The sequence below is a fragment of the Microbacterium sp. Au-Mic1 genome, assembly GCF_021341785.1.
Taxonomy (GTDB): domain Bacteria; phylum Actinomycetota; class Actinomycetes; order Actinomycetales; family Microbacteriaceae; genus Microbacterium.
In genome coordinates, this window is record NZ_JAJTTF010000015.1 from 39584 (window position 1) to 53218 (window position 13635).

The window sequence follows — 13635 nt, forward strand, 5'->3', positions numbered from 1 at the left end:
CCCAGGTCGGCGTTGCGGTGCTGTTGGACGAACACCGCGTCCTTGTGGCATGCTAGGCACACTATATCGTTTTAGTGATGGGATGCCAGCGCCGGCCGGCGATGCACCCGGGACACTTCGAAGGAGAACACGTCCATGAAGATCCGATCGACTATCGCCGTCGGCATCGCCGCGGTCGCGGCGCTCGCTCTCACCTCCTGCACCGGTTCAGGGGCGGCCTCCGGAGGCGGATCCGCCGACGGCGAGATCACCGGTACCGTCACGTTCCAGACCTGGTCGCTGAAGAACGACAAGTTCACGCCCTACTTCGAGAACATCGCCAAGAGCTTCGAGAAGGAGCACCCCGGCGTCACGGTCAAGTGGATCGACCAGCCCGCCGACGGCTACGAGGACAAGATCCTCCAGCAGGCCGAATCGAACGAGCTGCCCGACGTCGTGAACCTGCCGCCGGAGTTCGCGCAGGAGCTCGCCAAGGCCGGTCAGCTCGTCGACCTGAAGAAGGACTCGAAGATCATCGGCGACTACGTCGACGGCGGTGTCGCGGCCTACACCTACGACGGGCTCGAGGGCACGTACGCCTTCCCGTGGTACCTCGGCACCGAGCTGAACTACTGGAACATGGACCTGCTCGGCAAGGCCGGCATCACGGCGCCGCCGAAGACCTTCGACGAGACCCTGGACGCCGCGTCGAAGCTCGGCAAGCTCGGCATCGCGACGCTCTCCGACGTGCCCAGCCCGAAGTCGATGCAGATCGACATCAGCGACCAGGGCAAGACCTACGACTTCGTCAAGGACGGCAAGTTCGTCTTCGACACCCCCGAGGCCGAGGCGATCGTCGAGCGCTACGCCGAGCTCTACAAGGAGGGCGCGGTCAGCCCCGAGGCGCTGCAGAACGCCGGCACGGCCAACGCCAACGTCGACAACTTCAACAAGGGCAGTGTCGCGTGGACGACCGCCGGGCCGAACTACATCGACAAGAACCTCGCCGTGAACTCGCCGGCGCTTCTCCCGTCGGTCAAGGTGACCGGAGGGTTCGGCGAGCCGCCGCTGTTCGTGCAGGGCATCAGCGTCTCCAAGAACGCCAAGAACAAGGCCGCCGCGATCGCGTTCGGCGAGTACGTCACGAACGACGCGAACCAGATCGAGTTCATGAAGCTCGCCGCAGGCTTCTTCCCTGGCACCAAGAAGGCCAACGAGGACCCGTCGGCCTTCGCCGGCACTGCGCAGAACGCCGAGCAGGCCGAGGCCACCAAGTTCGCCGCCGCGCAGATGGACAAGGCTCGCGTTCCCGGTGCCCCCGGCAGCGGATACGTGGACTCCATGGAGAACTACGCCAAGCAGCAGATCGCGCTCGCGATCAAGGGTGACATCTCGGCGAAGGACGCCCTGAAGAAGGCGCAGGACTACGCCGACCAGAACGTGTCCAAGTGACCCGATGAGTGAGGAGGGGGTGAGCAGATGAGAAGACAGCGCTGGTACACGCCGTACCTCCTGGTGCTGCCGGGTGTGGTCTGGGTGGTCGTCTTCGCCCTGTGGCCGTTCCTGAACACGGTGGTGCTCGCCTTCACGGACGCCCGCCCCCTCCGTCCCGTCACGTTCGTCGGGCTGGACAACTTCACCCGCCTGGCGAGCGATGAGCGGTTCGGCTACGCCCTCACCACGTCCCTCGTGTACGTGGTCGTGTGCGTGCCGCTGCTCACGTTCATCCCGCTGCTGCTGGCGCTGCTCGTGCACCGGAAGATCCCGGCGATCGGGTTCTTCCGCACGACGTTCTACTTCCCGGTGATCGCCTCGGCCGTGGTGGTCGCGATCGTGTGGGAGTTCCTGTTCTCCAGCACCGGCACGATCAACTCGGCGCTGAGGTTCTTCGGTCTCGCGGATCGGCCGATCGAGTTCCTCTCCGACCGCTGGCTGCTGATCTTCTGCGCCATCGGGCTGACCGTGTGGAAGGGCCTCGGCTACTACATGGTGGTCTACCTCGCCGCCCTCGGGAACGTGGGGCGCGAGCTGCACGAGGCCGCCGCCATGGACGGCGCGGGAGCCTGGCGCCGGTTCTGGTCGGTGACCGTGCCCGGAGTGCGCGGCCCGATGATGCTCGTCTCGGTGCTCATCTGCGTCGCCGCGATGCGCGTGTTCACCGAGCTCTACATCCTCTCCTCCGGATCCGGCGGGCCCGGAGGGCGGTCGATGAGCATGGTGATGCTCATCCAGTCGATGGGCAAGGGCCTGAACGGGCAGATCGGCTACGCCTCGGCGATCTCGATCGTGCTGTTCCTGCTCACCCTGATCCCGCTGACGGTGGTCGGCATCGCCAACAACGGCGAGATGATCCGCGACGCGCTGGCGGGCCGGCGCACCCGCCGCGACTTGCGAGCGCAGCAGCGCGCCGAGCGCCGCGATGCCAAGGACCGTGCGGAGGTGACGGCATGACTTCCTTCCAGACCCCCGGCAGCGCCGGCGTGATCGAGGAGCAGGCGACGACGGCCCTCCGGTCGACTCCGGAGTCGGCCCGAGGCGGCCGCGGCGCCCGTCCGCCGCGCTCGCGCGAGAAGGCGTACCGCACCCGCGGATCCGCCGACATCATGAAGCCCTCGCTGGCCGGGCTGATCGGCAAGTACGTGCTGCTCGTCGTGGTCCTCGGGATCATGGTGTTCCCGTTCCTCTGGCAGCTCTCGACCTCGTTCAAGGGATCCGGCGAGGACATCTACGGATTCCCGCCGAACCTCATCCCGAGCGCGCCCACGCTCGACCACTACGCGGAGGTCTTCCGCACCATCCCGGTGCTCGACTACGCCCGCAACTCGCTGCTGGTCGGCGTCGGCACCGTCATCACCAATGTGATCTTCGCCACACTCGGCGGCTACGCCCTCGGGTGCCTGAAGTTCCGCGGCAAGGGGATCGTCATGGCGATCTTCTTCTCCACGCTCCTGCTGCCCGGCGAGGTCACCCTGACGAGCCAGTACCTGACGGTGAAGTCGCTCGGGCTCGCGAACACCCTGTGGGGCGTGTTCCTGCCCGGCGCGATCGCGGCGATCAACGTGCTGCTCATGGCCGCCGCCTGCCGGATGATCCCCGCCGACACCCTGGACGCTGCCACGATCGACGGCGCCAACACCCTGCAGCGGTTGCGCCACATCGTCTGGCCCAACATCCGTGGCATGGTGTCCGTGGTCGCGCTGTTCGCGTTCATCGGCGCCTGGGACGAGTTCCTCTGGCCGCTGGTGGTGCTGTCGGATCCGGCGAACTACACGCTCACGGTCGGCATGAACTACCTGAACTCGAACTTCGGATCCAACCCCCGCGTGATCGCCGCGGGCACGATGATCGCGCTGGTGCCGATCATCATCCTCTTCGCCGTCCTGCAGAAGCAGTTCTTCAAGGGCGTCGAGGAGGGGAGCGTCAAGGGATGACCCCGGTCCCTGCGCCGGGCCCACGTGTCCCGGAGGCTCCGGGTGGCGGGAAGCGACGGCCGGAGAGGGGCGTGGGGTTCGAAGGGCCGGCCCGTTGGCAGGCGATCCCGCAGCCCACGGCCTTCGAGCCGGCGGGTGGGATGTGGGAGCCGGAGCGGGTGCGGGTGATCGCCGCGAGCCGAGGGCTGCGCCGGGAGGCGGAGCGGCTCGAGGCGGAGCTGCGGATCTTCGGGATCGCGACGGCCGTCGACGTCTCGGATCCGGTGATCCGGCTGAGGCTGAGCGCGCTGGCGCATCGGGACGCCGCCGACGAGTCGTTCGCGGTCGACGTGGACGACGACGTCGTGGTGACCGCGGCCTCCGCGGCCGGCGTGTTCCGCGCCACCCGCCAGCTGCTGCACAACCTGCGCGCGCAGGGCGCGGTTCCGCGAGGAAGGGTGCGATCCGTGCCCGCCGTCGCGGAGCGCGGGCTGCACCTCGACGCGGGGCGCAAGCATTATCCGGCTGCGTGGGTCATCGCGCAGCTGCGCGCTGCCGCCGACGTGGGCATCAACGCGTTCCAGTGGCACTTCTCCGAGAACGAGGGGTTCCGGCTGGAGTCGGAGGCCTTTCCGGAGATCGTCTCGGACGAGCGGATCACGCGCGCCGAGGCCGCGGAGATCGTCGAGACCGCCCGTGATCTGCACATCGACCTGATCCCGTCGCTCGACATGCCGGGCCATCTGCGGCACGCACTGGCCGCGCATGCCGAGCTCCGGCTCCCGACCACGCCGGGCCTCGCCACCGATCATGCCCTCGACATCACGCGGGAGGATCCGGTCCGTTTCGCCCTCGCGCTGATCGACGACATGGTTCCGGTGTTCCCGCACAGCACGCGCTGGAACCTCGGCGGCGACGAGTTCGTCGACTTCGACCGCATCGCCGAGTTCCCGGCGCTCGCGACGGCGGCGGCTGAGCGCTACGGTACGGCGGGCACCGGATTCGACCTGCTCACCGCGTTCGTGAACCGCGTCTCCGCGCATCTGGGCGAGCACGGTCTCGAGGCGCGCGCGTGGAACGACGGCCTGCTGCGCAGCGCCGCGGAACGACTGGATCCCGGGGTCGTGCTGACGTGGTGGACGAACTGGAACGCGCACATGCGCCCGGTGGCCGAGGCGGTCGCCGCGGGGCACCGGCTCGTCAACGTCAACGATGCGCTGTTCTACTACGTGCTCGGCGAGAACGCCGGCTACCGCTATCCGACCGCCGCGCGGATCTGGGAGGCGGACTGGCATCCGGGACTCTTCCCGGCCCTCTGGGGGCCGGAGGGACAGAGCACCGTGCGGCAGGAGCTGGAGCGTCCCTATCCCGCGCTGCTGCGCGGGGCGTCGTTCGCGGTGTGGTCGGACCGGCCGGAGGCGCAGACCCCGGCCGAGGTCGCGGAGGGGATCCGCGGGCCGCTGCGCGCGATGGCGGAGCGGTCCTGGAACGCGGGATCCGCTCTGTCGCTGGAGGACTTCGCGGCGCTCGACGTCGCGATCGGGGAAGCCACCCCACTCGAAGAAGAGAGAAGGCACGTATGACACGCATGAAACGCACGACAGCCGCCGTCGGACTCGGCGCGCTCATCGCCGGAATCGCCGTCCTCGGAGCACCGCCCGCCCTCGCCGCGACGGGATCGGCGCCCGTCGGGAACACCTCGCAGTGCTCGGCCGAGCCGCTCACCATGGCGTACTACCGCACCTGGCGCGACGTCACGGTGCCGCAGAGCGCGAACTCGAACCTGCCCGATCCCAACGTCACGCGCATGACGGACCTTCCCCCCGAGGTCGACGTGGCGATGGTGTTCGACGCCGGCGCGACGGCCGACACCGACTACTGGCGCGCCCTGCGTGACGAGTACGTGCCCGCACTGCACGCGCGTGGAACCAGGGTCGCGTACACGCTGTGGATCGACAAGCTCGCGAAGGCGGACATCCCGCTCACGGACCAGGCCTATCGCGACTACGCGCAGAAGCTCGTCGACACCTATGTGACTCCGTACGGGCTGGACGGCATCGACATCGATGTGGAGTCGTATCCGACCGGGGACGACCTGACCAGGGCGATCGGCGTGTTCAACGCTCTCGGCGACATCATCGGCCCGAAATCCGGCTCGGACAAGATCCTCATCTTCGACACCAACCAGAACGGCAGCACCCCGCTGTTCACGGCTGTCTCCTCGAAGGTGTCCTATGTGCTGCTGCAGGCCTACGGCCGTGGCACCGCCGGCATGCAGTCGACATGGAACACCTTCGCCGACAAGATCGCCCCCTGCCAGTTCCTGCCCGGGTTCTCCTTCCCCGAGGAGCAGGACCGCACGCACTGGGGCGACGCCGAGGGGATCTACGACCCGGCGACGGCGCCCGGATCCACGGCCTCCAAGTACGCGACCTGGCAGCCGCAGGGCGGCACCAAGGGTGGGTTCTTCGCCTATGCGGTCGACCGCGACGGCAAGGTGTGGGGCGACAACAGCATCACGCCCACGTCCTTCACCTGGATGAAGAACCTCTCCGCCGTGCAGGACGACGCCGCGGGCGTCGCGCCGAAGGCGACCACGGCCGCGCTCGCCGCGGACCGGATCACGATCCGCGGCGTCGGAGCCCCTGGCTCCACGGTGAGCGTGAAGGTCACCGGGCCCGGAAGGATCCCGAGCGCGGCCTCGACGACCGCAGCGGTCGACGGCAGCTGGACGCTCGTGCTGAACCGCAAGCTGACCGAGCCGCAGACGGCGACGATCACGCAGAAGCTGCCGCACACGGGAGCGTCCGCCCCGACCGCGGTGCGTTTCGTCGGCGACTGACCGTCGTCGGCGCCAGAACGGCGCGGGATCCGGCCCGCGGGGGGAGGGGGCCGGGTCCCGGTGCCGTCGACCGAGGACTACCGCGCCGACGACGCCGACACGATCATGATGTGAGATGTCAGGCGGTCGCCTTGGCGGCAGCCTTCATCGCGCGCTTGTGCTCGCGGACCTTCGTCAGCGACTCGGGTGAGACGATGTCGGCGACCGAGCGGAACGATCCGTCCTCGCCGTAGGGAGCGGAGGCCTCACGCCAGCCGGCGCCGGTGAAGCCGTACTGCTTGCCGAGCAGGGCGAGGAAGATCTTCGCCTTCTGCTCGCCGAAGCCGGGCAGGGTCTTCAGGCGACGCAGCACCTCTGCGCCGTCCGGATCCCCCTGGGTCCACAGGTTCGCAGCATCGCCGCCCCAGTCGTCGACGAGTTTCTGGCACAGCGTCTGCACGCGCGCGGCCATCGAGCCGGGGAAGCGGTGCACGGACGGCGTCTGCTTGAACGCGGCGAGGAACTCCTCCGGGTCGTAGGCGGCGATCGCGGCGGCCTCGGTCGCGCCCGTGCGCTGCTCGATCTTGAGCGGACCGGCGAAGGCGGTCTCCATCGCGACCTGCTGATCCAGCAGCATGCCCACGAGCAGGGCGAGCGGGTTGTCGCTGAGCAGGGCGTCGGCGGCGGTGTCTCCGGTGATGTGAAGGGCCATGGATCCAGTCTCGCATCGCCTGCCGATCTCCGAGGAGAAACCTCTTGACATATTCGTCCAGACGAATGCATCATGAATCCATGAGCGAGATCATCGAACGCACCGTCTCCGCCACCCCCCAGCGCGTCTGGGAGCTCTGGACCACTCCCGAGGGCATCTCCCGCTGGTGGGCGCCGGACGGCTTCCGCACCGACGTGACCGCCCTCGATCTGCGCCCCGGCGGCGCACTCGAGTACACCATGACCGCGGTCGGGCCGGAGCAGGTGGCCTTCATGGAGCAGAACGGGATGCCGCTGTCCACGGCGTCGCGCAAGCGCTTCACCGAGATCGCAGAGCCGACGCGGCTCGCCTACGCCTCCATCATCGACTTCGTGCCCGGCCACGACGAGTACGAGCAGCTCACCGAGATCGAGCTGCACGCGGCCGAGGACGGCGGCACTCGGGTCGTCATGCGCGTGGAACCCCTGCACGACGAGGTGTGGACGCAGCGCCTGCTCGCAGGCAGGGCGAACGAGCTCGACAACCTCGCCGCTCTCGTCGCCGCGGAATGACCGTGGCTGCATCGTCGCCCGGGGCCGGCGCACCGTCGGACGAGGCTCCGGGAGCCGGATCCCGCGACCCCCAGCGCGCGTTCGCCGCGATGGGGGAGCCGACCCGCTATCGGATCCTGGAGGTCCTCGCAGGGAGCCCGGCCACCGTGGGCGGGGTCGCGGAAGCGATCGGCGCCCTGCAACCGCAGACCACGAAGCACCTCCAGGCGCTCGAGGGTGCGGGGCTGATCACGATTCACCGGCTCGGTCGACGGCGCGTGGCGAGCCTGAACCGGAGCTCCTTCACGATGCTCGCCGCGCACCTCGGAGAGTGGGCGCAGACCGGCGCGGACGATGACGCGCTGCAGACGTACGAGCAGGCGATCGCGCGGGAGCAGGCGGACCCAGGACAGGACCGGAGCATGTCCCTGGGCGCCGTGATCCCCGGCCCGGTCGACGCGGTGTGGCGTGCGTGGACCGACGCCCGGATCGCGAGCTGGTGGTGGGCGCCGCCGCACTTCGAGGTGCGGGAGCTGGCGATCGCCCCGGAGCCCGGTGCTCCCATCCGCTTCGCGCTCGGCGAGCCGGGCGGGGCGACCTATCGCTCGGAAGGACGCGTGCTCGATGCGGATCCGGGCCGCCGCCTCGTCTTCGCGCTCGCGCCGGTCGACCCGACGGGCGCACCGATGTTCGACGCCGTGCACACGGTCTCGTTGAGCGGTGACGACGCCGCCACGACGGTCGAGCTGCGTATCGAGGCCACCGGGGTGCGGCCGGGCGCGGTCGAGGCGATCGCGGGACTCGAACCCGGCTGGACTCAGCTGCTCGCAGCGCTCGCCGGCCTCTTCGCGGACGGATCCGGTGACGGCGTCGTCCGGCCCTAGTTGATGATCTCGCCGCGCTCGTCAGCGAGGACTGCGGCCAGACGGTCACGCCACTCCTGCAGCGCCTCGGGGCTCAGCCGCGTCCAGTCGTCGACCTCGGCGACCACGCGCAGCGGCTCGGCGCTGCGGTAGGAACGGGTCGGGTTGCCCGGGAACTTCTTGTCGGTCACGTTCGGGTCGTCCTCGAAGGCGCCCGTCGGCTCGACGAGGTACACCCGCGGCGCGCCGTCTCCCGCGGCGAGCTCGGCGGCGAGGCCGGCGCCGTCGCGCAGCGCCGTGAAGTAGATGTGGTTCATCACGATCTCGGGCCGGTAGTTCGACCGGAACCCCGCTGTGAGCAGCTCGCCGGGCTGCAGATCAGCCTTGGTGCCGTGGAAGAAGGGGCCTTCGTCTGTCACGTCGCTCACCGTCTCAGGCTAACCGCGCAGCGGTCAGGCCGTGGCCGCGTCGTCCTGGGGCGCGTTCCGCCCGGCGCCCGCTTCGGCGCTCAGCCCGTACAGCGTCTCGAGGGCGGCGATGAACTCGGATCCGCGACCCTGCGCGGCGAGTTCGTGGGCGCGGCTCGTCGGGGTGTGCAGCAGCACGCCGGCGAGGTGGCGCATCGCCTGCTCGACCTGCCCGCCGTGATCGCCGCGACGGCGGGCGCGCTCGATCTCCGCCTCGAGCAGCTCGAAGATGTGACCGCGCAGCGCGACGACGGCCGGGGTGACGCTCTCGCGGGCACCGACCTCATGGAACGTCGCGGCGGCCGCGCGCACGATCGACCGCGCGGCGTCGGTGGCTTGCAGCTCCTCGAGAGGCGCGTGCAGGCGGATGGTCTCGAGGTCGAGCAGGGCGATGCCCTCGACCTCGGCGACGTCGGGGGCGACATTGCGCGGCATGCCCAGGTCGACGATCAGCTGGGACGGTGCGGCGCCGGCCGAGAAGCCGTGGCCGGGGACCGGGCAGTCGACCGCCGCGTCGGGCGAAGGCAGCGCCGACAGCGCCGGACCTCGTCCCGCGCGCAGGATCGCGGCGTCCAGCACAGGCAGTTCGGCGCTCGTGCATGTGATCACGATCGTGGCGTGCGCGGCGGCGCGGGCGTACTCGGCCTTGGGCAGGGCGCGGATTCCGTGCTTCGCGGCGAACGCGGCGCCGCGCCCGGAGGGGGAGTGCACGCTGATGTCCTGGGCGCCGCGTTCGCGCAGCGTCGCCAGGGTCACGGCGGCGTACGCGCCGGTGCCGACGAGCAGCACGCGGGCGGCGCTCCAGTCGGCGATGCGGCTGTCGGCCAGCTCGAGGGCGAGACGGACGAGCGAGCGGCCGGCGCGCCCGAGCGCGGTGTCGTTCTTGACCTTGCGCTGCGCCTCGCTGGCGCGCTGGAACAGCCGCTCCAGTTCGGGGGAGGTGGTGCCGTGCTTGCGGGCGGAGGTCAGTGCGCGGCGCACCTGGCCGGCGATCTCGCCCTCGCCCGAGACCACGGACTCGAGTCCGGAGGCGACGGAGAAGAGATGCTCCACCACGCGGGCGCCGGAGTGCACCGACGACGACGCGGTGAGGGTGTCGGCGTCGATGCCGCTGCGCTCCGAGACCGTGCTCAGGATCCGCGCGACGTCGTTCTCGTCGGCCGTGCCGTCGACGTCGACATAGGCCTCGAAACGGTTGCAGGTCGCGAGCACGACGGCACCCTTGGATCCTTCGGAGAGGGATCCGGCCAGGTCATCCGGGGTGCGACTGAGTCGTTCGAGGAGGTCGAAGGGGGCCGTCTTGTGATTGGCCGTGACGCAGAGCAGCACCCTGGGAGTTTACGCTCCGCGCCCTTTGCGGATCCTGGATGCCGACGCGGAGCGACATGGATCCGGCTGGTCTCGGTCTGTTCGTGTCGCTGATCCGGGGCGTGCCGCGTCGTCTTGGGGCGCGCCACGGCCGGGAGTCTCGGTGTACGGCGCCCCACAACGGGAGAGGGAACCCGGAACCGGCCGCTCGACGGATCCGGCCGATCGACGGATCCCCATTCGCTGCAAAGCAGAGGTCGGGGACAATGGACTCATGCCCCTCAACGACGCCCCCCTGTTGCGCGCCCTCGCCGGAGACCGCCCCGAGACCACCCCGGTGTGGTTCATGCGCCAGGCCGGCCGCTCGCTGCCGGAGTACCGCGACCTGCGGGTCGGCACCCGCATGCTCGACGCCTGCCTCACTCCCGACCTCGCGGCGGAGATCACGCTGCAGCCGGTGCGCCGGCACAAGGTCGACGCGGGCATCTTCTTCAGCGACATCGTGGTGCCGCTGCGCCTCGCCGGCGTCGAGGTCGAGATCGAGCCCGGCCGCGGGCCTGTGTTCGCGGCGCCGGTGCGCACCGCCGCCGACGTCGACCGGATCACGGCGATCGACCCGGACTCGCTGGACACGACGCAGATCGCAGAGGCGGTGCGGCTCGTGGTCGCGGAGCTCGGCGACGCGACGCCGCTGATCGGCTTCGCCGGAGCGCCCTTCACCCTCGCCGCCTACCTCGTCGAGGGCGGGCCGTCGAAGGAGCACCTGCGCGCGCGGGCGATGATGCACACGGATCCGGACTCGTGGAACAGACTCGCGGGCTGGCTCGCGCGTATTTCGCGGACCTTCCTCGACGCGCAGCGCGCGGCGGGCGCGAGTGCCGTGCAGCTCTTCGACTCCTGGGCGGGCTCGCTCAGCCCCGCCGACTACCGCGCCTTCGTCGCCCCGCACTCCGCGGCCGCGGTGGACGGGATCGACGCCCCGGTCATCCACTTCGGCGTCGGCACGGGCCCGTTCCTCGCGGACATGCGCCTGGACGGGCGCGCCGACGCGGTCGGCGTCGACTGGCGCCTGCCACTGGACGAGGCCGTGGCCGTGCTCGGCGACGACGTGACCGTCCAGGGCAACATCGACCCGGCGCTGCTCACCGCGCCCTGGCCCGTGCTCGAGGCGCATGTCCGCGACGTGCTGCGCCGCGGCACCACCGCCCGTGCGCACATCCTGAACCTCGGTCACGGAGTGCCGCCCGAGACCGACCCTGCCGTGCTCACCCGTATCGTCGAGCTCGTGCACGAGGTGCGTGCGGAGTCAGGCATCGCCGCCGCCGGGGCGGGCGAATGACCGGATCGGATCCGGCGTCCTCGCCCGCGTCGGAGTCGCCCTCGCCCGCCGTCGAGCCGCACGAGCCCGCCGTCGAGCCGCACGAGCCCGAGCTCGCCGCGAAGGCTGCGAAGCTCCGCGTCGCGGTGATCGGCGGCGGCGTGGCGGGCCTCGTCGCTGCGGAGTCGATCGCCGCGATCGGCGCTCACGCGACGGTGTTCGAGGCGCAGGGCCGCGCCGGGGGCGCCGTTCAGCAGGGCGAGGCCGACGGGCTCGCCTTCGATGCCGGAGCGGAGAGCTTCGCCGTGCGCGGCGGGCATGTGAGCGAACTGCTGTCCGACCTCGGTCTCGACGACCGGGTCGTGTCGCCCGAGCCGGGCGGGGCTTGGGTCGCCGGGATCCCCGGTGGCGCGGCTCCACTGCCGAAGGGCGGTCTGCTCGGAATCCCGGCGAACCCCTTCGCCGAGGACGTGCGCCGGGTGATCGGCTGGAACGGCACCTGGCGGGCCTGGCTCGACCGGCTGCTGCCGCCCCTCACGATCGGCCATGACCACAGCCTGGGTCGTCTCGTGCGCAAGAGGATGGGTGCCCGCGTGCTCGACCGCCTCGTGGCCCCGGTCAGCACGGGCGTGTACTCCGCGCACCCCGACGACATCGACGTCGACGTCGCTGCGCCGACGCTGAACGCGGCCCTCACCCGCGCCGGCTCGCTCTCCGGTGCGGTCGCCGAGATCACCGGCGCCGCGGGGCCCACTCCCGGCGCCGCGGTGCAGGGCCTCGCCGGCGGCATGTCGGGCCTCGTCGACGCGCTGGTCGCACGCATCGGACTGCTCGGATCCGAGGTGCGCACGGGCGCCCCGGTCCAGGCGCTCGAGCGCGACGACGACGGCTGGATCGTGCAGGTTCCGGTGACCGACCGGCTCGCTTCAGGGTCGTTGAGCGAGGACGCCGAAGGCGACCGAGACGAAACGCCGCAACCCGACGGAGACCGCGTTTCGTCTCGCGCCGACTCCGTCGGTGCTCGCTCAACGACCCCGGAAGAAGACGAGCGCTTCGACGCGGTCATCGTCGCCGCCGACGAGTCCACCGCGCGCCGGCTCCTCGGCCCGCACGTTCCGGAGCTCGCCTCGGTCGCCGCCGGAGCATCCCCTCGCATCGAGATCGTCACACTGGTCCTCGACGCCCCCGAGCTCGCCGTCGCCCCGCGCGGATCCGGAGTCCTCACTGTTCCCGGCACGCACACCGCGAAGGCGCTCACGCACAGCACCGCCAAGTGGGGCTGGCTGCGCGAGCGCGCCGGAACCCGGCAGATCGTGCGGGTGTCGTTCGGCTCCGCCGGCGAGGATCCGGCGACCGCGGTCCTGGACGACGAGGCCGCCGGAGCCCTCGCGCTCGCCGAGGCATCGGCGCTCCTCGGCGTCGAGCTGACCGCCGCACAGCTGCGCGGCAGTCACCGGGCGCGTTTCATTCAGGCGCAGCCCTCCGCGGTGTCGGGTGCGGCCGAGCGGCGCACCACCGCGGCCGCCGCGGTCTCCGCGGTCGCCGGTGTCGGCGCGACCGGGGCATGGCTGAGCGGCACAGGTCTCGCGCAGGTCGTCCCGCACGCGAAGGCCGAGGCGGAGCGGATCCGCCACTCCCTCCTCTGGGGCTGATCCGGGCGGGAACGGCCGTGGTCCGCGGGGTGGAGTGCACAGCGCGACTCATGCGGACCGGGCGAAGTCAACCCTCCTCCCGATAGATGCCGAAAACGGAATACAGGGTTACGCTGGAGATCCGCAGAGACCGCAATCGTGAGGAGACCCCATGAAGGGGAAGATCGGACTTGTCGTCGGACTCGGCGTCGGATACGTGCTGGGGACCCGCGCGGGGCGCGAGCGCTACGAGCAGATCAAGAAGCAGTGGCTCAAGGTGTGGCACCTCGACCCGGTGCAGGCGCAGGTGCACAAGGTGCAGGACTTCGCGAAGGCTCAGGCGGCCGCGGTGCCGCAGGCGCTGTGGACCGGCGCCGTCAAGATCGTCAAGGCGGCCACGTCGGACGGCACCCCGGGCCAGCGCGTGGACTCCACCATCGCGAGCGGCAAGACCGTCGTGGCGGAGGTCAAGCAGGCGGCGGAGGAGACGGTCGCGGCCGCCGAGCAGAGCGCCGCTGCGGGCGAGAGCAAGGCGAAGCCCCGCACTTCCTCGGGCGCGAAGAGCGCGCCGAAGAAGCCGACCGCGGGCGCCTGAC

At 70.6% G+C, this 13635-nt stretch carries 13 protein-coding genes; 10 read left to right on the forward strand and 3 right to left on the reverse strand.

Features of this window, described 5'->3' with window-relative positions; all coding sequences use genetic code 11:
- The first annotated feature begins 135 nt into the window (after nucleotides 1-135).
- From LXM50_RS17035 to LXM50_RS17055, 5 genes are all read left to right on the forward strand, one after another.
- Nucleotides 136-1431, forward strand: coding sequence for an extracellular solute-binding protein (locus tag LXM50_RS17035; RefSeq protein WP_233312671.1), 1296 nt, complete (start codon nucleotides 136-138; stop codon nucleotides 1429-1431).
- A 27-nt stretch (nucleotides 1432-1458) separates the two neighbouring features.
- Nucleotides 1459-2430, forward strand: a complete 972-nt coding sequence (locus LXM50_RS17040; RefSeq protein WP_233312672.1) for a carbohydrate ABC transporter permease — start codon at nucleotides 1459-1461, stop codon at nucleotides 2428-2430.
- Entirely contained in the window at nucleotides 2427-3410 is a 984-nt protein-coding gene (locus tag LXM50_RS17045; protein ID WP_233312673.1) for a carbohydrate ABC transporter permease, read from the forward strand. The genes LXM50_RS17040 and LXM50_RS17045 overlap by 4 nt, the downstream gene beginning before the upstream one ends.
- Nucleotides 3411-3481: 71 nt before the next feature.
- A complete protein-coding gene (locus LXM50_RS17050) occupies nucleotides 3482-4972 on the forward strand; it encodes a family 20 glycosylhydrolase (RefSeq protein ID WP_233312674.1) in 1491 nt (496 codons plus the stop codon).
- The gene (locus tag LXM50_RS17055; protein ID WP_233312675.1) at nucleotides 4969-6231 is read left to right on the forward strand and encodes a hypothetical protein; all 1263 of its coding nucleotides are present in this window, start codon (nucleotides 4969-4971) and stop codon (nucleotides 6229-6231) included. The genes LXM50_RS17050 and LXM50_RS17055 overlap by 4 nt, the downstream gene beginning before the upstream one ends.
- A gap of 118 nt (nucleotides 6232-6349) precedes the next feature.
- Here the strand turns inward: LXM50_RS17055 and LXM50_RS17060 are convergent, their stop codons facing one another.
- A complete protein-coding gene (locus LXM50_RS17060; RefSeq protein WP_233312676.1) occupies nucleotides 6350-6922 on the reverse strand; it encodes an HhH-GPD-type base excision DNA repair protein in 573 nt (190 codons plus the stop codon).
- A gap of 80 nt (nucleotides 6923-7002) precedes the next feature.
- Here LXM50_RS17060 and LXM50_RS17065 point away from each other — a divergent pair, with 80 nt between their 5' ends.
- Both LXM50_RS17065 and LXM50_RS17070 read left to right on the forward strand, forming a co-directional pair.
- Nucleotides 7003-7473: an SRPBCC domain-containing protein gene (locus LXM50_RS17065; protein ID WP_233312677.1), complete on the forward strand. Its 471-nt coding sequence runs from the start codon at nucleotides 7003-7005 to the stop codon at nucleotides 7471-7473.
- Nucleotides 7474-7475: 2 nt separating this feature from the next.
- The gene (locus tag LXM50_RS17070; protein ID WP_233312678.1) at nucleotides 7476-8336 is read left to right on the forward strand and encodes an SRPBCC domain-containing protein; all 861 of its coding nucleotides are present in this window, start codon (nucleotides 7476-7478) and stop codon (nucleotides 8334-8336) included.
- On the opposite strand, the gene arr is transcribed toward LXM50_RS17070, so the two are convergent.
- Nucleotides 8333-8743, reverse strand: coding sequence for an NAD(+)--rifampin ADP-ribosyltransferase (arr, locus tag LXM50_RS17075; protein ID WP_233312679.1), 411 nt, complete (start codon nucleotides 8741-8743; stop codon nucleotides 8333-8335). The two genes, LXM50_RS17070 and arr, sit on opposite strands and share 4 nt — an antisense overlap.
- A 24-nt stretch (nucleotides 8744-8767) precedes the next feature.
- The gene (locus LXM50_RS17080; protein ID WP_233312680.1) at nucleotides 8768-10111 is read right to left on the reverse strand and encodes a glutamyl-tRNA reductase; all 1344 of its coding nucleotides are present in this window, start codon (nucleotides 10109-10111) and stop codon (nucleotides 8768-8770) included.
- A gap of 253 nt (nucleotides 10112-10364) precedes the next feature.
- Between LXM50_RS17080 and hemE the strand changes: the two genes are divergently transcribed.
- From hemE to LXM50_RS17095, 3 genes are all read left to right on the forward strand, one after another.
- Nucleotides 10365-11429 (forward strand): uroporphyrinogen decarboxylase, encoded by a 1065-nt coding sequence (hemE, locus tag LXM50_RS17085; protein ID WP_233312681.1) that lies wholly within the window; start codon nucleotides 10365-10367, stop codon nucleotides 11427-11429.
- Nucleotides 11426-13060, forward strand: a complete 1635-nt coding sequence (locus LXM50_RS17090; protein WP_233312682.1) for an NAD(P)/FAD-dependent oxidoreductase — start codon at nucleotides 11426-11428, stop codon at nucleotides 13058-13060. The genes hemE and LXM50_RS17090 overlap by 4 nt, the downstream gene beginning before the upstream one ends.
- Before the next feature lie 151 nt (nucleotides 13061-13211).
- Nucleotides 13212-13634, forward strand: coding sequence for a hypothetical protein (locus LXM50_RS17095; protein ID WP_233312683.1), 423 nt, complete (start codon nucleotides 13212-13214; stop codon nucleotides 13632-13634).
- Nucleotide 13635: the final 1 nt, after the last annotated feature.

What these genes read in the sequence shown, in the direction of transcription:
- LXM50_RS17035 (WP_233312671.1), top strand. Translation starts at nt 136, where the DNA reads ATGAAGATCCGATCGACTATCGCCGTCGGCATCGCCGCGGTCGCGGCG.
- LXM50_RS17065 (WP_233312677.1), top strand. Translation starts at nt 7,003, where the DNA reads ATGAGCGAGATCATCGAACGCACCGTCTCCGCCACCCCCCAGCGCGTC.
- hemE (WP_233312681.1), top strand. Translation starts at nt 10,365, where the DNA reads ATGCCCCTCAACGACGCCCCCCTGTTGCGCGCCCTCGCCGGAGACCGC.
- LXM50_RS17055 (WP_233312675.1), top strand. Translation starts at nt 4,969, where the DNA reads ATGACACGCATGAAACGCACGACAGCCGCCGTCGGACTCGGCGCGCTC.
- LXM50_RS17060 (WP_233312676.1), bottom strand. Translation starts at nt 6,922, where the DNA reads ATGGCCCTTCACATCACCGGAGACACCGCCGCCGACGCCCTGCTCAGC.
- LXM50_RS17040 (WP_233312672.1), top strand. Translation starts at nt 1,459, where the DNA reads ATGAGAAGACAGCGCTGGTACACGCCGTACCTCCTGGTGCTGCCGGGT.
- LXM50_RS17090 (WP_233312682.1), top strand. Translation starts at nt 11,426, where the DNA reads ATGACCGGATCGGATCCGGCGTCCTCGCCCGCGTCGGAGTCGCCCTCG.
- LXM50_RS17095 (WP_233312683.1), top strand. Translation starts at nt 13,212, where the DNA reads ATGAAGGGGAAGATCGGACTTGTCGTCGGACTCGGCGTCGGATACGTG.
- LXM50_RS17045 (WP_233312673.1), top strand. Translation starts at nt 2,427, where the DNA reads ATGACTTCCTTCCAGACCCCCGGCAGCGCCGGCGTGATCGAGGAGCAG.